Raw genomic sequence first — 20,475 nt, forward strand, 5'->3', positions numbered from 1 at the left:
CGCTGTTCCCCAATGTCGTCCTGGCGGAAAACCAGGACGACTGCAGAGAGCGCAGCTAGCACCTCACCGCCACCTCATCCCCCACCATGTCCGGCTGCCGGTCGAGCGCCACGGCCGGTGACAGCAGGATCACCAGCGCCTGCATGCCGAACACGGCGGCGGCGAGATAGAGGCACGCTTCCGCGCTCCAGAGGCCGCCGACGATTGCGCCCAGCGCCGAGCCGAGCGGGCGGGCGCCGTAGCTCATGATGTTGATGGCGGAGACGCGGCCGAGCAGGCGCGGCGGCGTTACGGACTGGCGCAGCGTCGTGGTCGAGATCACCCACAGGATCGGGCCGACGCCGAGCAGGAAGAAGCTGAGGCCTGCGAGCCAGGGCGAGGGGAGCAGCACCGTCAGCGCCATCACCAATGCGGCGACGAAGCCGGTGACCGGGCCGAGGCCGATCACCGTGCCGAAGGCGATGCGCTTCATCACGCGCGTGGCAAGGAGCGCGCCGATCACCATGCCGACACCGTACATCGTCAGCACCGTGCCGACCCCGGCGGCGGTCAGGCCGAGATGACGCACGGCGTAGGGTACGAACACCGCGATCTGCAGGAACCAGCCGGTGTTGAAGATGAACTGGGTGATGAACACCGGCCGCAGCAGCGGATGGTGGAACACGAAGGCCGCGCCCTCGCGGATGTCCTGGAACGGATGCCGCCGCGGGGCCGGCGAGCGCGCGGGCTCGTAGATGCCGGAGAGCAGCACCACGGCGATGGCCGAGAGCGCCGCGGCAAAGCCGAACGCCGGGCTCGCGCCCCACCAGCCGACCAGCGCGCCGCCGAGCGCGGGCCCGCTTGCAAAGGCGATGGTGCGCGCAAGCTCGATCCGGGCATTCGCCGCCGGCAGGAGGTCCGCGCTCACCAGCGAGGGCACCAGAGCCGGCGCGGCGACGCTGTAGACGACGGTGCCGCACACTGCAGTGAAGCCGAGCAGAGCCAGCAGCGGCAGATCGAGGGCGCCGAGCGCGAGCAGCAGCACGATGGCGGCAAGGGCCACCGCCCGCAGCGCCTCGGCTCCCGCCATCAGCAAGCGGCGCGAGACGCGGTCCGCGAGCAGGCCGGCCGGAATGGCGAAGAGGACGAAGGGCAGGGTCAGCGCGGTCTGCAACAGGCCGGTCTGGCCTTCTGCGACACCGAGCGTCAGCACGGCGACGATGGGGGCTGCGGCCAATGCGACCTGCTCGGCCGACTGCGCCGCGAGGTTGGACCAGGCGAGACGGTTGAAGGTGTCGGGGAGGCGAGGCGGATTTGACATGGCTCATTTCCTGCAGAGTCGAGTTGGCGCCAGTATCCGTTCCTGCGGGTGGCCAACCCACCCGCTTCCCGACAGGACCGCGGATAACCGCCGCATCGGGGCTCGATGCGGCTAGATGCAGTTGCAAATGAGTTGCAATAAGCTTTGACTTCGGTATTGTCCCCCCATGGATGCAAGATCGCCCGACCTGACCCCCGCCTCGAGCCCAGACGCCACCGCTTGGCGCCATGATGCGCCCACCACCAAGAGCCTCGCCGAGGTCAATTCCACGATCGCCATTCCGGCCGCCGGCCGCTGGTGGCGGCGGCTGCTCGCCTTTGTCGGTCCGGGCTATCTCGTCTCGGTCGGCTACATGGACCCAGGCAACTGGGCGACCGACCTCGCCGGCGGGTCGAGGTTCGGCTACACGCTGCTCTCGGTCATCCTGCTCTCGAATTTGATGGCGATCCTGCTGCAGTCGCTGGCCGCGCGGCTCGGCATCGTCACCGACCGCGATCTCGCGCAGGCCTGCCGGGCGACCTATTCGCCGGCGGTGAACTTCCTGCTCTGGATCGCCTGCGAGGCGGCGATCATCGCCTGCGACCTCGCCGAGGTGATCGGCACCGCGATTGCGCTGAAGCTGTTGTTCGGCATTCCCCTGATCGGCGGCGCATTGCTCGCCGCGCTCGATGCCTTCCTGCTGCTGCTCCTGATGAACCGCGGCTTCCGTTTCCTGGAAGCCTTCGTCATCGCGCTGCTGGCGGTGATCGCGGTCTGCTTCGCGGTCCAGATCGTGGCTGCCGCGCCGCCGGTTGCGGAGGTGCTGCACGGTTTCGTGCCGAAGACCGAGATCTTCACCAATTCCGAGATGCTCTACATCGCGATCGGCATCATCGGCGCGACTGTGATGCCGCATAATCTCTACCTGCACTCCTCGATCGTGCAGACGCGCGCCTATGAGCGCAACGACACCGGCCGGCGCGAAGCGATCAAATGGGCGACGACGGACTCCACCATCGCCCTGATGCTGGCGCTGTTCATCAACGCCGCGATCCTCATCGTCGCCGCCGCGACCTTCCACGGAAGCGGCCATTCGGATGTCGCCGAGATCGGCCAGGCTTTCGAGCTGCTGTCGCCGCTGCTCGGCCTCGGCATTGCCTCGACGCTGTTCGCGGTGGCGCTGCTCGCCTCGGGACTGAACTCGACGGTGACGGCGACGCTCGCCGGCCAGATCGTGATGGAAGGCTTTCTCGACCTGCGCCTGCCGAGCTGGGCGCGACGCCTGCTGACGCGCGGCATCGCCATCGTTCCCGTGATCATCGTCACGGCGATCTATGGCGAGCGCGGCACGGCGGATCTGCTGGTGTTCAGCCAGGTCGTGCTGTCGATGCAGTTGCCCTTCGCCGTCATCCCGCTGGTGCGCTTCGTCTCCGACCGCCGCAAGATGGGCCAGTTCGCGATCCCGGTGTCCGTCGCCGCGATCGCGTGGATCGTCGCGGGCGTCATCGTGGTTTTGAATCTGAAGCTGCTGGCGGATACGCTGTTCGGGTGAGAAGCGCGAATGGTGAGTGGCGAATGGCGAATGGCGTTCTAATCGCTATTCGCCACTCATCATTCGCCTCTTCAATCCTGCGGCTCGGACGCAGAGTCACCCTGCGCGTCGATGCGCAGCCAGCCTGAGGGCGCGAGGCGCTGCTGCGGCAGGAAGCGGGCCTTGTAGTCCATCTTCTTGGAGCCTTCGATCCAGTAGCCGAGATAGACGTAAGGCAGGCCCTGGCGCCGCGCGCGGGCGATGTGGTCGAGGATCATGAAGGTGCCCATCGACCGGCTGACCTGGCTCGGCTCGAAGAACGAATAGACCATCGACAGGCCGTCGCTGAGCACGTCGGTGAGGGCGACCGCGATCAGCTCCTCGCCGCGGCCGGTGAGGCCGCTGTCGGGGCCGCGCTTGCGGTACTCGATGATGCGGGTCTCGACGTGGCTGTCCTCGACCATCATGGCGTAGTCGAGCACGGTCATGTCGGCCATGCCGCCGTGGCGGTGGCGGGCGTCGAGATAGGCGCGGAACACCGAATATTGCTCGGAGGTGGGCACTGCGCTGCGTTGCTCGCCGATGATGTCGGCGTTGCGCGCCATGACCTTGCGGAAGTTGCGGGAAGGCCGGAACTCGTTGGCGATCACCCGGACCGAGACGCAGGCGCGGCACTGGTCGCAGGCCGGCCGGTAGGCGATCGACTGGCTGCGGCGGAAGCCGCCGTGGGTGAGAAGGTCGTTGAGATCGCCGGCGCGGTCACCCACGAGGTGCGTAAACACCTTGCGCTCGTGCCGGCCGGGCAAATAGGGGCAGGGCGAGGGCGCCGTGAGGTAAAACTGGGGGGTGTCGCGCGAGTGCTGGGTCAAGGGACGTCGTGGGCCTCCGAAGTGAGCATCAGCATCGCGCTACGGAAGCCCCTGGTCAATCGGTCTGCTCGGCAGGTCAGATCACGCAGCTTAGTCGGTCCTGGTTGACAGGTTCTTGATCAGTACGGTCTTGCCGCCTGAGGCACGGGGGCGCGAACGGAATTGTTGATCACGACGGTGCCCAGCACGAAATCGTGCAGCAGGCGACGGCGGCCGTTGAACAGGCCGACCAGCACCACGAGGGGCGACAGGAACGAGACCGTGACCCAGAACAGCACGGCATGGGTAGCGCCGAGCACGAAGTAGCCGGGCGCGCCATACCAGGTGCGCAATTCCAGGTCCATGACCCGCATGCCGATCGTTGCCGACGACGGACCGCCGATGCAGGCGCCGTAATAGACGATGGCCCAGACGACGGAGGCCGGCCAGGCAATCCAGAACAATGCCCAGCCGATGCCGAGGGTGACCACGCCGAACAGTGCGATGAAGATGTAGCCGAGGATCACGGGCACCGAGATCACGACCATGTCGATCAGGAACGCGAACACCCGCCGCGTCGCCACGCCGCGGAACAGTTCCGGATGTAGATAGGGGTCGTAGGCGTGCGGCTGCGCGCCGCCGTCATTGCGCCACGTATTGCCCGAATCCGAATACGACATGTCCGTCTCCCAAGGAGAGTTCTCCCGTGGCAGGACATGGGAACAGGTCATCGCCGTGCCAAGGGCACCCGGACGTCAACTAGCCGAAATATTCCGGCGATTCGGGGGCGATGAGGCGAGGCTTTGGCGCCCAGTCTGCGGCACCTCACCCCTGCGCTCGCAGCTTCTCCGCCGCCTTCGGCGCAAAATAGCTCAGCACGCCATCCGCGCCGGCGCGCTTGAAGGCGAGCAGGCTCTCCATCATGGCACGTTCGCCGTCGAGCCAGCCGTTGTTGGCGGCGGCCGCGATCATCGCGTATTCGCCCGAGACCTGATAGGCGAAGGTCGGCATCGCAAACGTGTCCTTCACGCGGCGGACCACGTCGAGGTAGGGCATGCCGGGCTTCACCATCACCATGTCGGCGCCCTCGGCGATATCGAGTTCGACCTCGCGCAGCGCCTCGTCGGTGTTGGCGCTGTCCATCTGATAGGTGCGCTTGTCGCCGGTCAGCGTCTTGGCCGAGCCGATGGCGTCGCGGAACGGGCCGTAGAAGGCGGAGGCATATTTGGCCGCATAGGCCATGATCTGCACGTCGAGCAGACCAGAGCGGTCCAGCCCCTCGCGGATCGCGGCGACGCGGCCGTCCATCATGTCGGAGGGCGCGATGATGTCGCAGCCGGCTTCGGCCTGCACCAGCGCCTGGCGCACCAGCACCGCGACCGTCTCGTCGTTCAGGATCCTGCCGTCGGAAATCAGGCCATCATGGCCGTGGCTGGTGAAGGGATCGAGCGCGACGTCGCAGAGGACGCCGATCTCGGGAAACTCCTTCTTGATCGCGCGCACCGCCTGGCAGACCAGATTGTTCGGATTGGTGGCTTCCGAGCCTTCCTCGTCGCGCAGGGACGGGTCGGTGTAGGGGAACAGCGCGAGGCAAGGAATGGTCAGCTTCATCGCGCGCTCGGCCTCGCGCACGGCCTGGTCGACGCTGAGGCGGTCGACGCCCGGCATCGAGGCGACCTGCTCGCGCTTGTTGTGGCCGTCGATCAGGAACAGCGGCCAGATCAGATCGTCGGTGGTGAGGACGTTCTCGCGCACCATGCGCCGGGCCCACTCGGCCTTGCGGTTGCGGCGGGGCCGGACGGTCAGATCGAGGGCAGGGGAGGCTGCCCCGCCATCCCGGCGCGACACCTCGCGCAATTCGATCGGACGTCCGTATTTGATCGCCATCACTCTTCCTCCGGCTGGAATTATTCTTATACCAGCTCGCACGGTTCCCGTCACCGCGGCTTGACCTGCCGCAAGGGATGGCAGCCGATTGATTTTGCGGGGCGAACCAGCCAGAAGGGGCCATGTCCGAGATCTCCACCCGTGATGCGGCCCGCGACGGCGCCAATGCCAGGGACGCCGCCCGAGACAATGCCAGAGAGAGTGCGCTGTCGGTGGCGGCGATCTCGTCGGAGCGCGCCGCGTCGGACGACAATGTCTGGACGCGCCGGCTGGTGCTGTTCCTGCGGGTGATGGCGCTGCTCTCGATCCTGAAAGGTCTCTATCACTGGGCGCAGGTGACGGGTTTCGTCGGCACCGAGGACGAGGCGTTCGAGAACCAGTCGATGGCCTGGCAGGCCGCGACCGTCTACTTCGCCGTGATCGAACTCGTGGCCGCCGTCGGCCTCTGGCTCGCCACGCCCTGGGGCGCGGTGGTGTGGCTGACGACCGTGGTGTCGATGGCCGTGATCGAGCTGATGTTCCCGGGAATCTATGGCGGCAGTCTCGTCGTGGTCGGCGTCGAGGTCTTCATGCTCGCCGCCTATCTGGCGCTCGCCTGGATGGCCGCGCGCGAACGGCCGCCGTAGCGGGGACGACCACAACGCACACTCTCGTGCCCCGGACGCAGCGCAGCGCCCTTCAGCGGTGCGCTGCAGAGCCGGGGCCTATCTCTCCGAAATCTCGCGTTGAAACATCTGGGTCCCGGCTCTGCGCTCCGCCCTGGACAACGCTGCGCGTTGCCAAGAGCTGCGCTTGTCCGGGACATGAGAGTGTTGTGTTTGGTTGACCGCTGGTTGCCTAAAATTCGCGGTAAGTTTTCATTGACCAGCCGGTTCCGCCACAGCCGTTACGCGCTCGTTTCGAAACGGGGCGGGGCTGTTCTGGAATGCGACAACTGGGGCGGACGGAGGGTGAACAGGACCTTGCGAAGGTCAACAGACTGTTGCGAAAAGTGCTTGTGGCACACGCTTAATCCGCAATTCACTGTCTTAAATTCATGATCTCTTTATTCTCTTATTTAAGCCGATCTTCAAACGCGCCCCTTAAGTTGCACCTATCAGGCGGGACACAAGTTTCGTCGAATAAGTGTCGATAAAAACGACAACAGGGGAAGTGTCATGATGAAAGCCGTCGCAACTGCGGCAGATACCGCAGAGCGCGTCTCCGGCCAGCAAGGTTCGGTGCAGTCGCTCTATCTGGAAGCTTTGACTCTGGTGGAGCGGCTGCATCGCCGGCTCCTCGACGTGATCAAGGATGAATTCGATCGCCGCGGCCGTGCGGACATCAACTCGGTGCAGGCGCTTCTGCTCTACAACATCGGCGACAAGGAGCTGACCGCGGGCGAATTGCGCACGCGCGGTTACTATCTCGGCTCCAACGTCTCCTACAATCTGAAGAAGCTCGTCGAGCTCGGCTTCCTCGATCATCAGCGCTCGCGCGTTGACCGCCGCTCGGTGCGCATCCGCCTGACGCCGCAGGGCCAGGAAGTCCGCCGCATCGTCGATGCGCTATACCAGAAGCACGTCAAGACGGTGGAGCAGGTCGGCGGCATTTCCGGCGACGAGTTTGCGACCCTGAACAAGTCGCTGCACCGCCTCGAGCGGTTCTGGACCGACCAGATCCTCTATCGCCTCTGAGTTTTCTGAAGGGATCAAGGCCAAGCCGGCCCGCAACAAGACCGGCAGCCTCCCGAACGAAAGTCCGACTTCCCCAAGCGCGCCGGTCCGCCTGTTCGGACTGGTGCGCCGTTCGCGCATGTGCGCAACTCCGATGCGCAGAGCAGCATCTCCACGTCGAGCGAGCCCGCGCGCCCATCAGCGCAAACGTTCCTCCCACTGGCGAAACAGTGCGACGTCGTCATCGGCCGCGTCGACCGGGGCCGACACGCCACCGAGGCGCGCGCGCCGCGGGCTGATCCGAATTGCTTGCGAAACGCGCGACTGAAATGCGCCGCGCTGGCAAATCCGTATTCCCTGGCGATATCGTAAATCGCAAGCGGCTCTCCCGCGTTCAGGCGGGCGTGGATCGTCTCGAGCCGTCGCTTGCGGATGTAGGCCGTGACGCCACCGAAATTGGCGAAAGCGCGATAGAGGTTGGACTTCGACGTCGCCAGTGCCCGGCTCATCGCCGCGATGTCGAGCTTGTCGGAGGCGAGGTGCTGGTCGATATAGGCCTCGGCCCGCTCACGGACCAATGTCACCGACCTGCCGCTCGCGCCGTCGACGCTCGGCGGCCTTGCGCGCATCGCCGTCGTCAGCAATCCCACGAATGCGGCCGACAGGCTGGCCGCATCGTTGACGCTCATCTCCTCGAGTTGCTGCACGAAGGACAACAGGAAATCCGCGACGAGGCGGCCCCAGGCTCCGTCAATGATCAGTCCGTGCGTGGCGGGATCGTAGCCGGTACGCTCGAAGGCGCGCCGCGCAATGGTGCAGGTGACGCAATCCAGCGCCGAGCTTTCGGTCACGAGCGCGCGGCGCGTATCGAATGCGGCCAGTTCGCCCTGCCGCATCGTGCGCGGGGAGGGCGCGTCGTCGGTGAAGGTTACCGTGCCGGTCTTGAGGAAGACGACCTGGATCACGTCGAGCCCGTCGGCCTTCGCCATCTCGGCGGTCCGCGCCATCCTGGCTGCGCCGATCCGGGAATGGGTCACGACCATGTCGCCCAGGGTCCAGGCATCCACGATGGCCTCGAACGGAGCGTCAGGCTCGAGACGGCTCACCTGATGCGTGGCGATGCTCGAACGCCAAATGTCGAATCTGTCCTGCTCTGGAAAATCTCTGGTGTCGAAATGCAGCACGGGAATGGGGGTGGACATAATCTGCCGGTGAAATCCCAACGTCTTTCGAGGGCCGTTATAGAATGGCGCCCGACGCGCGCCGAAGAAGAATTTGACTTCCTGGACCGGAAGACTTGACCGCTGAATTCAAAATCGATCTGCCGCGCTTCGCAGAACCCGAATCCGTTTACGATGCCGTGCCGGCAACCTATTGGTCGCAAGTGATTTGACGCTCAAGGCCCTTTGCAGATGCCCTCTCCCTGTCCGTTGCAAGCCGCTCCCGGTCATTTTCCGCATTCGTCCGGGCGCCGATGCGCGGCGGCTGTTTCCTTTGCTGGGGCGCTCGCGGCTTTTGCCGCCATGACGCTGTTCGCGGCGCCGGCTCGCGGTCTGCACCCCCGCCGCCGCCGACAATGTCTCGGCGACCTGTACGGGCAATACCGTCAACCAGGACAATCCGAATGGCTTCGGCACCTCTCTGATCAACAATCTCGGCGTGACCGTCGTCCAGGGTGCGACGGTGACCGGCACCAATTACGGCATCAGGTTCAACAGTGGATCGGTCGTCAATTCCGGTACGGTCACCGGCACGAACCTGTCCGCCATCGAGGCCATCGGCAGCGTCACCGTGACGAATTCCGGGGTGCTCAGCGGCCTGTACGGCGTCGCCTCCAATGGGACTGCGGTCGTGACGAATTCCGGGACGATTTCGTCATTCAACGGTGACGGCGTGCGGGGCGGCACCAACGTCACCGTCACCAATTCCGGTACCATCACCGCCCCCTTCGAGGGCGTTTATGCCGGCCAGAACGCCACCGTCGTCAATTCGGGGAGCATCACCGGCAATTCCTACGGGATCCTCGTCGGTGGCGACGCCTTCGTGACCAATTCCGGCACCATCGTCGCCCAGGCGGCTGTGATCCGGGCCGCCAGCGGCAGTGCCGTCGTGATCAATTCGGGTACGATGTCGATGCTGGGGAGTTCCGGCAGCGCCATGTACGCGCTGACCAGTCTGACGCTCGTCAATTCCGGCACCATCACGGCTGCCGGAGCAGGGCCTTTCTCGAGCGGCAATATCGACGTGACCAATTCGGGATCGATCATCGTCACGGGATCTGGCCCGGCCATTTCTGCCGCCAATGCCAACGTGACCAACTCCGGCACGATCATCGCGAACAACGGCTCCGGCGTGAGCGGCAGCAACGTGGACATCACGAATTCCGGGGTGCTGCGCGGCTGTTGGGAAGGCGTCATTGCCTCCCAGACGGCGAGCCTTACCAATTCGGGCACGATCGTCGGGGGCCATTCGGCGGGTATCTCGGCGAGCAACGATGATTTGTTCCTGACGAACTCGGGCTCGATCAGCGGAAGCGGCGTGGGTGCTCGCGCGTTCAATGGCAGCGTCAACGTCGTCAATTCGGGAACAATCGTCGGGACCGGGCCTTCCGGTGTCGGCGTGGTTTCGGGCGCCGCCGGCAGCGTGGTCAATTCCGGCACGATCATCGGCGCGGGCGGGACGGCGATCCAGTTCGGAGCGACGACACCGGCACAGTCCGACAGCCTGACCGTGCTTCCCGGCGCGCGCTTCGGAGGCGTGGTCGATTTCAGCGGCGGTGCCGACACGGTCAGCTTCGGACCGGGAAGCTGGATCCTGAACACGCCAATTTTGACAAGACGCTGTCGACCGTGACCACCGCCGGCAAACCCTATGTGGTTACGCCCAGCCAAATCATCGTCGCCGATCTCTCCGGCGTCGGCGCCCAGAACCGCGCCATCATGGACATCACCGGCTGGATCGCGTCGGTCCTGCCCGATGCGCCGGTGTTCACGCCCGGCGCGGGTGGGGCCACCGCCTTTGCCGCAACGGAAAGCTCGCCGTCCCCGTTCGATGCGTTCGCCAGCTTCCCCTCGGATGCCCCGGGATATGCCCGCGCGCCCGTTCTCAAGGCGGCGAGCGCAAGCTAAGGCGACGGCAGCGCGGTCTGGGCCAAGGCCTTCGGCGGCCAGCGCCAGCAGGACAACAGCGACGCCTTGATCGGCGGGACCACGACCGGTTATGGCGGTGCCGTCGGCTATGAGCGCCTCGTCGGTCCGGACCTCAGGCTCGGTGTGCTGGCGGGCGGCAGCGCCAACAAGACCAACCTTCATTTCAATGCCGGCAGCACCGGCACCGACACGGTGTTCGGCGGTGCCTATGGCCGCAAGACCTGGGGCGGCACCTTCCTCGATCTGTCCGTGATTGGAGGAAGCCTGGACAATACCAGCCAGCGCAATATCGGGGGCGGTCTCGCCGTCGCGACGGCAACGGCTTCCTATGGCGGCTGGTTCGTCAATCCGGCGCTGATGTTCGGGCGCCGCCTTGACGTCGACGGGCGCGGTTTCACCGTCACCCCGGCGGTGAAACTGCGCTACGTGGCGGCGCATTTCGGCGGCTACACCGAGACGGGCGCGGGCCTTGCCAATGTCAGCGTGCCCGGCCGCGACTTCCAGGCCTGGGAGGAGCGTGCCGAACTCACCTTCGCCAACAGCGCGACGCTCGCCAACGGACATCGCGTGACCGCGCGAGTCTCTGCCGGTGCGCTCGCGCAACAGCGCAGCGCGGGCGGCCTGCTCAACGTCGTCTTGCTCGGGCAGAACTTCGTCGCAGCAACGTCGGACCGCGGCAGCGTCGCCGGCGGCTACGGCAGCGCCGGCGTCGACTGGCAGATGGGCCGGCTCACGCTGTTTGCGCTGGGCGAGGCGACCTATACCAACGATGTCTCGCGCACCTATTTCGGCAAGGGCGGCGCGCGCGTGACCTGGTAGGTCACCGGAAACGCCGCCGACGGTCCTGTTTCGCACCTGCGAAAAAAAATTGTTGGTCTGCGGAACCAGTTCCGCGCTTCGCCGTTATTCCTCCCAACCGGAGGGTACGATGCTGGTCGAGCGCGGGTTGCAGGCGATGAATGTGGAACTCGTCAGCGAGGCCTACGGCATCGCCGCGAACTATCTTCGCCGCTCCGGCGCGATCCCTGACTCTCTGGTCACCGACGAACGCCTGCTCGGCCTCATCGTCAAGCTGCTCCAGCGCGGCGAATCCAACAAGATCAGGCTCGCCAACAAGGCGATCGCCCGGTTCCAGGCGCAGACCGAGGCCAGGGCGGTTGCCTGACGAAACTCCCGAAATCGCGACGAACCAGAGGATGCCATGGAAGCCGCCATTGACCGCATCATGCAAACCTATGACCTGCTCGCCAACCGCACCGCCGCGGCCAGCGAGGAGGCGCGTGTCAAGGTCACGAACTACCTCAACATCCTGATGGAAGCCGGCGAGACGGACACTCACAGGTTGACGGTGTGCGGCCTCACTTATCTGCGCCAGCTCGACGGCAGCGTCGACCCGGTGAAGGCGGGGTATACGGGGCTGTGAAACGACGCCGGGCCGGGCCGGGGGCAGCGGCTCTTGGCGAGAGAAGAGGCTCAAAGCGGCCCTGGTCCAGTATCGCAGCGGAGTGGTTCCATGGAATCGCTCCCGCGCCGAAAACCCCCAATCCCCCACCATATCTTGCATAAATATCAGGCCCGACCCGCAAATGCTTGGCCTGTCGCGGGCGATGTGGTAGATCGCGCTCGCCGCTTCCGATCGCCACACCAGACCTGCCCGTAGCCCGCCAAAAGGCTGCGGCGGTGGAGATATTCGCAAGATGACCGCACCCAAGACCGCCTCCGCGCCCGATTCGTTTTTCACCGCCTCGCTCGAGCAGGCCGATCCGGAAATCGCCGCCGCCATCAAGGGCGAGCTCGGCCGGCAGCGCCATGAGGTCGAGCTGATCGCCTCCGAGAACATCGTCAGCCGGGCCGTGCTGGAAGCGCAGGGCTCGGTGATGACCAACAAGTACGCGGAGGGTTATCCGGGCGCGCGCTATTACGGCGGTTGTGAGTGGGTCGACGTCGCCGAGAACCTCGCGATCGATCGCGCCAAGAAGCTGTTCGGCGCCAACTTCGCCAACGTGCAGCCGAACTCCGGCAGCCAGATGAACCAGGCGGTGTTCCTGGCGCTGCTCCAGCCCGGCGACACCTTCATGGGTCTCGATCTCGCGGCCGGCGGCCATCTCACCCACGGCTCGCCCGTCAACATGAGCGGCAAGTGGTTCAAGGCCGCGCACTACACGGTGCGCCGCGAGGACCAGATCATCGACATGGATGCGGTGGCCAGGCAGGCCGAGGAGGTCAAGCCGAAGCTGATCATCGCCGGCGGCTCGGCCTATTCGCGCGCCTGGGACTTCAAGCGTTTCCGCGAGATCGCCGACAGCGTCGGGGCGTACCTGCTGGTCGACATGGCGCATTTCGCCGGGCTCGTCGCCGGCGGCGTGCATGCCTCGCCCGTGCCGTATGCCCACGTCACCACCACCACGACGCACAAATCGCTGCGCGGTCCGCGCGGCGGCCTCATGCTGTGGAATGACGAGACGCTGACCAAGAAGCTCAACTCGGCAATCTTCCCGGGCCTGCAGGGCGGTCCCCTGATGCACGTGATCGCCGCGAAGGCGGTCGCCTTCGGCGAGGCGCTGCGTCCGGACTTCAAGGTCTACGCCAGGAACGTCGTCGAGAACGCCAAGGCGCTGGCCGAGACCTTGAAGGGCCATGGTCTCGATATCGTCTCCGGCGGCACCGACAATCATCTGATGCTGGTCGATCTCCGGCCGAAGGGCCTGAAGGGCAACGTCTCGGAGAAGGCGCTGGTCCGCGCGGCCATCACCTGCAACAAGAACGGCATTCCGTTCGACCCCGAGTCGCCCTTCGTCACGTCAGGGATTCGGCTCGGCACGCCGGCCGCGACCAGCCGTGGGTTCGGGGTGGCCGAATTCCAGCAGGTCGGCGGCATGATCGCCGAGGTCCTGAACGCGATCGCGCAGTCCTCCGACGGCAAGGCGCCGCTGGTGGAAGCTGCGATCAAGGAGCGGGTGAAGGCGCTCACCGACCGGTTCCCGATCTACCAGTAAGGCGCCGCATGATCCGGAAAAGTGGATACCGGTTTTCCGATAAGATCATGCGAAAATAGGGGTCCGACGGATGCGCTGCCCGAACTGCAACAGTCTCGATACGCAGGTGAAGGACTCGCGTCCGACCGAGGACTCGTCCGTGATCCGCAGGCGGCGCGTGTGCGTCGCCTGCAATTTCCGCTTCACCACCTTCGAGCGCGTGCAGCTGCGCGAGCTCACGGTGATCAAGCGCAACGGCCGCCGCGTGCCGTTCGATCGCGACAAGCTGATGCGCTCGGTGCAGATTTCGCTTCGCAAGCGGCAGGTCGAGCCGGAGCGGGTGGAGAAGATGGTCTCCACCATCGTGCGCGAGCTCGAGACCGGGGGCGAGGCCGAGATATCCTCGGAGGTGATCGGCGAGACCGTGATGGAGCATCTGCGCACGCTCGACGACGTCGCCTATGTGCGCTTTGCCTCGGTCTACCGCAATTTCCGCGAGGCCAAGGATTTCGCCGACGTGCTCGGCGAGCTCTCCGGCGAGGAGGAAGCGCGGCTCGCCGCGATCCGCAAATGATCTTCCGCATCCTGGAGGATCAGTTCGCGCAGAAGGCCCGCGAGGCCAGGGATGCCGATCGCCGTTTCATGGAGCTGGCGCTCTCGCTGGGCAGGCGCGGGCAGGGGCGGACCTGGCCCAATCCGGCCGTGGGCGCCGTCATCGTCAAGGACGGGGTGATTGTCGGCCGCGGCTGGACGCAACCGGGGGGACGGCCGCATGGAGAGCCTGAGGCCTTGCTGCGCGCAGGCGAGGCGGCGCGGGGCGCCACGCTCTATGTCACGCTGGAGCCGTGCTCGCATTTCGGCAAGTCGCCGCCTTGCGCCGACGCGGTGATTGCCGCCGGTATCAAGCGGGTGGTGGCGGCGATCGAGGATCCCAATCCCGAGGTCGCAGGCCAGGGCCATGCGCGCCTGCGCGCCGCCGGCATCACGGTGGATGTGGGTCTTTGCGCGGCGGAGGCTGCGTTCGACCATGCCGGGCATTTTCGCCGCATCAGGGATCACCGTCCGCACGTGATCCTCAAGCTCGCGGTCTCGCCCGACGGCAAGATCGGCGCGGCCGGCGGCAAGCCGGTCGCGATCACGGGCGAAGCGGCGCGCGATCGCGTGCATCTCCTTCGCGCGCACAGCGATGCGATCCTGGTCGGCATCGGAACGGTGCTGGCGGACGATCCGCTCCTCACCTGCCGCCTGCCGGGCATGGCGGCGCGCTCGCCGGTGCGCGTGGTGCTCGACCAGAGCCTGCGGATTCCCGCATCGGGCCAGCTCGTGCGATCGGCGCGCGAGACGCCGCTCTGGGTGGTGGGTTCTGAGCTCGCCGAAGCCGCTGCCGCCATGCGGCTTGGCGCGGCCGGTGCGCAAGTGATCCGCATGTCGCGGGGAGGCTCGTCCGGACTCGACCTTCCGGCCGTGCTGCACGCTCTGGCGGAGAAGGGCATCACCCGCCTGATGGTTGAGGGCGGCAGCCGTGTCGCCGCGTCCTTCGTCGCGGCCGATCTCGTCGACGAGACCTGGCTGTTCCGCGGCGCGGAAGAGGTCGGCTCCGGCGGCGTCGATGCGCTCGATGCATTGCCCCTGTCGAAAATCACGCAGTCGCCGGCCTACAAGCTTCATGCTAGCGAGACCTTCGGCAAGGATACTCTCACCATCTACGAGCGTGCGTAATGTTCACCGGCATTGTCACCGATATCGGCGAGATCGTCAGCTTCACGCCCACGGCGCAGGGGCAGCTGCACCGTCTGCGCATCGCCTGCCGCTATGATCAGACCACCATTGCGGACGGCGCCTCGATCGCCTGCAACGGCGTCTGCCTGACGGTGGTTGCCTCCGGCGTCGCCGACGGCAAGGACTCTAAGCAAAGGACCTGGTTCGACGTCGATGCGGCCGCCGAGACACTGGCGCTGACGACGGCAAAGCACTGGAAGCTGGGCACCAGGCTCAATCTGGAGCGCGCGCTCAAGATCGGTGACGAGCTCGGCGGCCACATCGTCGCCGGCCACGCCGACGGCATCGCCACCATCGTCAGCCGCGAGGATCTGCCCGACATGGCGCGGTTCGTGCTCTCGACGACGCGCGAGCTGGCGCGGTTCATCGCGACCAAGGGCTCGATCACGCTCGACGGCGTCTCGTTGACAGTCAATACAGTTGCAGACGTGACCTTTTCAGTGCTGATCATCCCGCACACGCTGACGGTCACGACGATCGGCGGCTGGAAGGCGGGGGACGAGGTCAACATCGAAGTCGACCTGATGGCCCGCTACGCGGCGCGGCTGACGGAAATGACGGCGTAGCCGTCATTTCCGGGATGGTCCTCAGGACCAGGCCCGGAATCTCGAGATTCTCGGGTGCGCAAGGGCGCACCCTAGTTCGATGCTTCGCATCGCCCCGGAATGACGGTTTCTAGCTTGGCTTACATGCTTCCGGCGACTACATAGCGCCGACCCCTTTCGAAACGGATTGAACGATGGCAGACGCGCGGCGCGCACCCCTGAAGGATCAGACCGACATTTCCGGCGCGCGCGCGCTGATTGTCGAGGCGCGGTTCTATGACGATCTCCAGGACGCGCTGCTGGATGGCGCGGTGACTGAACTGAAGGCGGCTGGCCTGACGCATGACGTCATCACGGTTCCCGGCGCGCTGGAAATCCCGGCGGCGGTCGCCATCGCGGTCGATGCCGCGGCGGCGAACGGCAAGCCCTATGACGCCGTGATCGCGCTCGGCTGCGTCATCCGCGGCGACACCATTCATTTCGAGATCGTGTCGCAGGAATCCTCGCGCGCGCTGATGGACCTCGCAGTGGCGCGCAAGCTGCCGCTCGGCAACGGCATCCTCACCGTCAACACCGAAGCGCAGGCCTGGGCGCGGGCACGCGCCAGCGAGCTCGACAAGGGCGGCGATGCCGCGCGCGCCGCGCTTGCGATGCTGCGCATCAAGCGCCGCCTGGCGCAGGCCTGAAGCCATGGCTGACAACACCAAGAAGCCGGCGGGCGCTCCGGAGAAGAAAGCGAACCGCCGCGGCGCGGCGCGGCTCGCCGCCGTGCAGGCGCTGTACCAGATGGATATCGCCGGGGCCGGCATCAACGACATCTTTGCCGAGTTCGAGAGCCATTGGCTCGGCAACGAGGTCGAGGGCGACACTTACCTGCCGGCCGAGGCGGCGTTCTTCCGCGACGTCGTCTCGGGCGTTGTGCGCGACCAGAAGAAGCTCGATCCGCTGATCGACGAGGCGCTGTCGAAGGGCTGGCCCTTGAAGCGGATCGAAGCCATCCTGCGCGCGGTGCTGCGCGCGGGAGCCTATGAGCTCCAGCATCGCAAGGACGTGCCGGGCCGGGTGGTGATTTCGGAATATGTCGACGTCGCCAACGCGTTTGTCGATCGTGAGGAAACCGGCATGGTGAATGCGGTGCTCGACCAGATCGGCCGCCAGTTTCGCGGCGACGAGTTCGGGCGGGGGTAGTTTCCCGCAAGGGCGGTGAATTGATGCGCGATGGCTGCCCCATACTCCGCTGTCATCACCCGCGGCGGCGGGTGATCCAGTACGCCGCGGCCCATCGAGTTCACACGACCGTTTCTGGAATACTGGATCGCCCGGTCAAGCCGGGCGATGACAGTGGAGAATGGGGCTAGGCACGTGGCAGACCCGCACAATCCCTCCGCCGAAGACGCCCTCATCGCGCGCTATTTCAAGCCGCTGGCGACCGACCCCGGCGCGTTCGGGCTGGTCGATGACGCCGCGGTCCTGTCCTCATCCGGCGACGACATCGTCGTCACCACCGATGCCGTGGTCGAGGGCGTGCACTATCTTGCCGAGGATCCGCCCGACACCATCGCGCGCAAGGCGCTGCGGGTGAACCTGTCCGATCTCGCCGCCAAGGGCGCGATGCCAGCCGGATTCGTGCTGACGCTGGCGCTGCGCAGCCAGGAAGATGCCTGGCTCCGTCCCTTTGCCGACGCGCTGGGCGCGGACGCAAAGAACTTCGCTTGTCCTCTGCTCGGCGGCGACACGGTGTCGACGCCAGGCCCGCAGATGATCTCGATCACCGCCTTCGGCCGCGTGCCTCGGGGGCGGATGGTCGGCCGGACCGGGGCAAGATCGGGCGACCGCATCCTGGTGACGGGGACAATCGGCGATGCCGGGCTCGGCCTCGACGTGCTCCGCGGCGGCGCTGCGGCCGGAGCGCTGACATCCGATCCCGCTGCACGGGATTTTCTGGTCTCACGCTATCGGGTGCCGCAGCCGCGCAACGTGCTGGCGCGCGCGGTGCGCGATCACGCGACCGCGGCGATGGACGTCTCCGACGGCCTCGCTGGCGACCTGACCAAGCTCTGTGCAGCGTCCGGGGTCTCGGCTTCGGTCGACGTGACGAGCGTGCCGCTCTCGGCCGCGGCGGCCGGACTGCTCGCAAGCAACGTCGTCGGCATCGAGGCGCTGCTTGCGGGGGGCGATGACTACGAGGTGCTGTGTACCGTTCCGCCAGCGCAAAGCGACGCGCTGATTGCCGCGGGGCGGACCATGGGCGTTGCCGTGACCGCGATCGGTACGATCGTGGAGGGGTACGAGCGGCCGCGCTTCCTGGACGGGCAGGGCCAGGAACTGCTCTTGACGCGGCTGTCCTACAGCCACTTCCAAAGCGCGATACGATCAGGATGAATCGTCATCGCGCTTCAGGTCACTGTTTGAGCATGATCTTTTCGGAAAACCGCTGTGCACTTTTCCGGATCATGCTGTGAGAATCGCTCCAAACCGGCATCCTGGTTCTCGGCACTTGGCCTAAATACCTGCCGAGATCGGCGTTTTCGGCCTCATCCGGCGTTGCACCCTCAATTTGATTTTGGCAAGCTTGCGACCGACTAAGGCCGCCCCTTTTGGGCAAGGGGCGGCCTTGTTCGAAATCAAGGCGCCGCACCGCACGACGGACAACAAAGGCGCCGGGGGTACATCAAGGATCTGAGGCAAAAATCACATGACAGCATTATGGTTGATAGTGCTCTGCGGAGTGCTTTCCGTCGTCTACGCGATTTGGGCGACGTCTTCGGTGTTGAGCGCGGATGCGGGGTCGCCGCGCATGCAGGAGATCGCAGGAGCCGTGCGCGAAGGCGCACAGGCGTATCTGCGGCGCCAGTACACCACGATCGGTCTCGTCGGCATCGTCATCTTCGTGCTGCTTGCCTATTTCCTCGGCCTTTATGTCGCGATCGGTTTTGCCATCGGCGCCATCCTGTCCGGCGCTGCCGGCTTCATCGGCATGAACGTCTCGGTCCGCGCAAATGTGCGTACCGCCCAGGCCGCGACGACGTCGCTTGCCGGCGGGCTCGAGCTCGCCTTCAAGGCGGGCGCCATCACCGGCCTCCTGGTTGCCGGTCTCGCGCTGCTCGGTGTGACCCTCTATTTCGGCTTCCTGGTCCACTCGCTGAAGCTCGCGCCCGATAGCCGCACCGTGGTCGACGCCATGGTGGCGCTCGGCTTCGGCGCCTCGCTGATCTCGATCTTCGCCCGTCTCGGCGGCGGCATCTTCACCAAGGGTGCGGACGTCGGCGGCGACCTCGTCGGCAAGGTCGAGGCCGGCATTCCCGAGGACGATCCGCGCAACCCCGCGACCATCGCCGACAACGTCGGTGACAATGTCGGCGACTGCGCCGGCATGGCCGCCGACCTGTTCGAGACCTATGCGGTGACCGCGGTCGCCACCATGGTGCTGGCTGCGATCTTCTTCGCCAAGACGCCGATCCTCGCCAACATGATGACGCTGCCGCTCGCGATCGGCGGCATCTGCATCATCACCTCGATCATCGGCACGTTCTTCGTCAAGCTCGGGCCGAGCCAGTCGATCATGGGCGCGCTCTACAAGGGCCTGATCGCGACCGGCATCCTGTCCCTGATCGGCATCGCGCTGGTGATCTACTACCTGATCGGCTTCGGCAAGCTCGAGGGCGTCGACTACACCGGCATGGCGCTGTTCGAATGCGGCGTGGTCGGCCTCGTCGTCACCGCGCTGATCATCTGGATCACCGAATACTACACCGGCACCGACTACCGTCCGGTGAAGTCGATCGCCCAGGCCTCGGTCACCGGCCACGGCACCAACGTGATCCAGGGCCTCGCCGTCTCGATGGAAGCGACCGCACTGCCCGCGCTCGTGATCATCGCCGGCATCCTGGTCACCTACAGCCTCGCCGGCCTGTTCGGCATCGCGATCGCGACCGCCACCATGCTGGCGCTGGCCGGCATGGTCGTCGCGCTCGACGCCTTCGGCCCCGTCACCGACAACGCCGGCGGCATCGCCGAAATGGCGGGCCTGCCGAAGGAGGTGCGCAAGTCGACCGACGCGCTGGACGCGGTCGGCAACACCACCAAGGCGGTGACCAAGGGCTACGCGATCGGCTCCGCCGGTCTCGGCGCCCTGGTGCTGTTCGCGGCCTATAACCAGGACCTCAAGTTCTTCGTCGCCGGCTCCGCGCAGCATCCCTACTTCGCGGGCGTCAATCCGGACTTCTCGCTCAACAACCCCTATGTGGTGGTTGGCCTCTTGTTCGGCGGCCTGTTGCCGTATCTGTTCGGCGCGATGGGCATGACCGCCGTCGGCCGCGCCGCCGGCGCTATCGTCGAGGAGGTGCGGCGTCAGTTCCGCGAGAAGCCGGGCATCATGCAGGGCACCGACAAGCCCGACTACGGCAAGGCGGTCGACCTGCTGACCCGGGCGGCGATCAAGGAGATGATCATCCCCTCGCTGCTCCCGGTGCTGTCACCGATCGTGGTCTACTTCCTGATCTATGCGATCGCGGGCGGCGGCGCGGCTGGGAAGTCGGCGGCGTTCTCGGCCGTGGGCGCAATGCTGCTCGGCGTGATCGTGACGGGCTTGTTCGTTGCGATCTCGATGACCTCCGGCGGCGGCGCCTGGGACAACGCCAAGAAGTACATCGAGGACGGCCATTTCGGCGGCAAGGGTAGCGATGCCCACAAGTCGGCGGTGACCGGCGACACCGTCGGCGATCCCTACAAGGACACGGCGGGCCCCGCGGTGAACCCGATGATCAAGATCACCAACATCGTGGCCTTGCTGCTGCTGGCGATTTTGGCGCACTGAGCGGCGTCACG

At 65.9% G+C, this 20,475-nt stretch carries 20 protein-coding genes and 1 pseudogene; 16 read left to right on the forward strand and 5 right to left on the reverse strand.

The features are described 5' to 3' along the window. Positions 1-55: 55 nt before the first annotated feature. On the reverse strand, positions 56-1,300 hold the full coding sequence (locus tag XH87_RS34775) for an MFS transporter (RefSeq protein WP_271590681.1): 1,245 nt from the start codon (positions 1,298-1,300) through the stop codon (positions 56-58). 166 nt (positions 1,301-1,466) lie between these two features. Here XH87_RS34775 and XH87_RS34780 point away from each other — a divergent pair, with 166 nt between their 5' ends. After that, positions 1,467-2,831 (forward strand): Nramp family divalent metal transporter, encoded by a 1,365-nt coding sequence (locus XH87_RS34780; protein WP_271590682.1) that lies wholly within the window; start codon positions 1,467-1,469, stop codon positions 2,829-2,831. Between the two features lie 71 nt (positions 2,832-2,902). Here XH87_RS34780 and XH87_RS34785 read toward each other — a convergent pair whose 3' ends face one another. The 3 genes from XH87_RS34785 to hemB all read right to left on the reverse strand — a co-directional run bounded on the left by XH87_RS34785 (position 2,903) and on the right by hemB (position 5,545). Next, the gene (locus tag XH87_RS34785) at positions 2,903-3,679 is read right to left on the reverse strand and encodes an arginyltransferase (protein WP_035712782.1); all 777 of its coding nucleotides are present in this window, start codon (positions 3,677-3,679) and stop codon (positions 2,903-2,905) included. A 119-nt stretch (positions 3,680-3,798) separates the two neighbouring features. Further along, on the reverse strand, positions 3,799-4,338 hold the full coding sequence (locus XH87_RS34790) for an RDD family protein (protein WP_158670870.1): 540 nt from the start codon (positions 4,336-4,338) through the stop codon (positions 3,799-3,801). 145 nt (positions 4,339-4,483) lie between these two features. Next, positions 4,484-5,545 carry a porphobilinogen synthase gene (gene hemB, locus XH87_RS34795; RefSeq protein ID WP_271590683.1) on the reverse strand — a complete coding sequence of 354 codons (1,062 nt, stop codon included), beginning with the start codon at positions 5,543-5,545 and terminating at the stop codon, positions 4,484-4,486. A gap of 122 nt (positions 5,546-5,667) precedes the next feature. Between hemB and XH87_RS34800 the strand changes: the two genes are divergently transcribed. Together XH87_RS34800 and ldtR are read left to right on the forward strand one after the other, a co-directional pair. Beyond that, entirely contained in the window at positions 5,668-6,171 is a 504-nt protein-coding gene (locus XH87_RS34800) for a DUF6163 family protein (protein ID WP_271590684.1), read from the forward strand. Between the two features lie 531 nt (positions 6,172-6,702). After that, positions 6,703-7,221 (forward strand): transcriptional regulator LdtR, encoded by a 519-nt coding sequence (gene ldtR / locus XH87_RS34805; RefSeq protein WP_025036696.1) that lies wholly within the window; start codon positions 6,703-6,705, stop codon positions 7,219-7,221. A 14-nt stretch (positions 7,222-7,235) separates the two neighbouring features. Here ldtR and XH87_RS34810 read toward each other — a convergent pair whose 3' ends face one another. Next, positions 7,236-8,189 (reverse strand): helix-turn-helix transcriptional regulator, encoded by a 954-nt coding sequence (locus XH87_RS34810; protein WP_333909212.1) that lies wholly within the window; start codon positions 8,187-8,189, stop codon positions 7,236-7,238. A gap of 670 nt (positions 8,190-8,859) precedes the next feature. Between XH87_RS34810 and XH87_RS34815 the strand changes: the two genes are divergently transcribed. From XH87_RS34815 to XH87_RS34875, 13 genes and pseudogenes are all read left to right on the forward strand, one after another. Beyond that, positions 8,860-10,053, forward strand: coding sequence for a beta strand repeat-containing protein (locus XH87_RS34815; protein ID WP_271590686.1), 1,194 nt, complete (start codon positions 8,860-8,862; stop codon positions 10,051-10,053). Then, positions 10,050-10,328 (forward strand): hypothetical protein, encoded by a 279-nt coding sequence (locus XH87_RS34820; protein ID WP_271590687.1) that lies wholly within the window; start codon positions 10,050-10,052, stop codon positions 10,326-10,328. The genes XH87_RS34815 and XH87_RS34820 overlap by 4 nt, the downstream gene beginning before the upstream one ends. Positions 10,329-10,352: 24 nt before the next feature. Beyond that, positions 10,353-11,168 (forward strand): annotated as a pseudogene (locus XH87_RS34825) (autotransporter outer membrane beta-barrel domain-containing protein); the annotation flags it as partial. Between the two features lie 109 nt (positions 11,169-11,277). Continuing rightward, positions 11,278-11,514 (forward strand): hypothetical protein, encoded by a 237-nt coding sequence (locus XH87_RS34830; protein ID WP_271590688.1) that lies wholly within the window; start codon positions 11,278-11,280, stop codon positions 11,512-11,514. Positions 11,515-11,550: 36 nt separating this feature from the next. Beyond that, positions 11,551-11,772, forward strand: coding sequence for a hypothetical protein (locus XH87_RS34835; RefSeq protein WP_271590689.1), 222 nt, complete (start codon positions 11,551-11,553; stop codon positions 11,770-11,772). A gap of 274 nt (positions 11,773-12,046) precedes the next feature. Next, positions 12,047-13,345: a serine hydroxymethyltransferase gene (gene glyA / locus XH87_RS34840; protein WP_158670865.1), complete on the forward strand. Its 1,299-nt coding sequence runs from the start codon at positions 12,047-12,049 to the stop codon at positions 13,343-13,345. Positions 13,346-13,415: 70 nt separating this feature from the next. Beyond that, positions 13,416-13,898, forward strand: coding sequence for a transcriptional regulator NrdR (nrdR, locus tag XH87_RS34845; RefSeq protein WP_011087793.1), 483 nt, complete (start codon positions 13,416-13,418; stop codon positions 13,896-13,898). Continuing rightward, a complete protein-coding gene (ribD, locus tag XH87_RS34850) occupies positions 13,895-15,043 on the forward strand; it encodes a bifunctional diaminohydroxyphosphoribosylaminopyrimidine deaminase/5-amino-6-(5-phosphoribosylamino)uracil reductase RibD (RefSeq protein WP_271590690.1) in 1,149 nt (382 codons plus the stop codon). Before nrdR ends, ribD begins: the two co-directional genes overlap by 4 nt. Continuing rightward, positions 15,043-15,669 (forward strand): riboflavin synthase, encoded by a 627-nt coding sequence (locus XH87_RS34855; RefSeq protein WP_271590691.1) that lies wholly within the window; start codon positions 15,043-15,045, stop codon positions 15,667-15,669. Before ribD ends, XH87_RS34855 begins: the two co-directional genes overlap by 1 nt. 173 nt (positions 15,670-15,842) lie before the next feature. After that, positions 15,843-16,334, forward strand: coding sequence for a 6,7-dimethyl-8-ribityllumazine synthase (gene ribH / locus XH87_RS34860; RefSeq protein WP_035712802.1), 492 nt, complete (start codon positions 15,843-15,845; stop codon positions 16,332-16,334). 4 nt (positions 16,335-16,338) lie between these two features. After that, positions 16,339-16,836: a transcription antitermination factor NusB gene (nusB, locus tag XH87_RS34865; protein WP_271590692.1), complete on the forward strand. Its 498-nt coding sequence runs from the start codon at positions 16,339-16,341 to the stop codon at positions 16,834-16,836. A gap of 174 nt (positions 16,837-17,010) precedes the next feature. Then, positions 17,011-18,030, forward strand: coding sequence for a thiamine-phosphate kinase (thiL, locus tag XH87_RS34870; protein ID WP_271590693.1), 1,020 nt, complete (start codon positions 17,011-17,013; stop codon positions 18,028-18,030). Between the two features lie 313 nt (positions 18,031-18,343). Then, complete coding sequence (locus XH87_RS34875) at positions 18,344-20,464, forward strand: sodium-translocating pyrophosphatase (RefSeq protein ID WP_271590694.1); 2,121 nt, start codon at positions 18,344-18,346, stop codon at positions 20,462-20,464. Positions 20,465-20,475 lie beyond the last annotated feature (11 nt).

Origin of the sequence: Bradyrhizobium sp. CCBAU 53415, assembly GCF_028128735.1 — a bacterium.
Classification (GTDB): Bacteria; Pseudomonadota; Alphaproteobacteria; order Rhizobiales; family Xanthobacteraceae; genus Bradyrhizobium.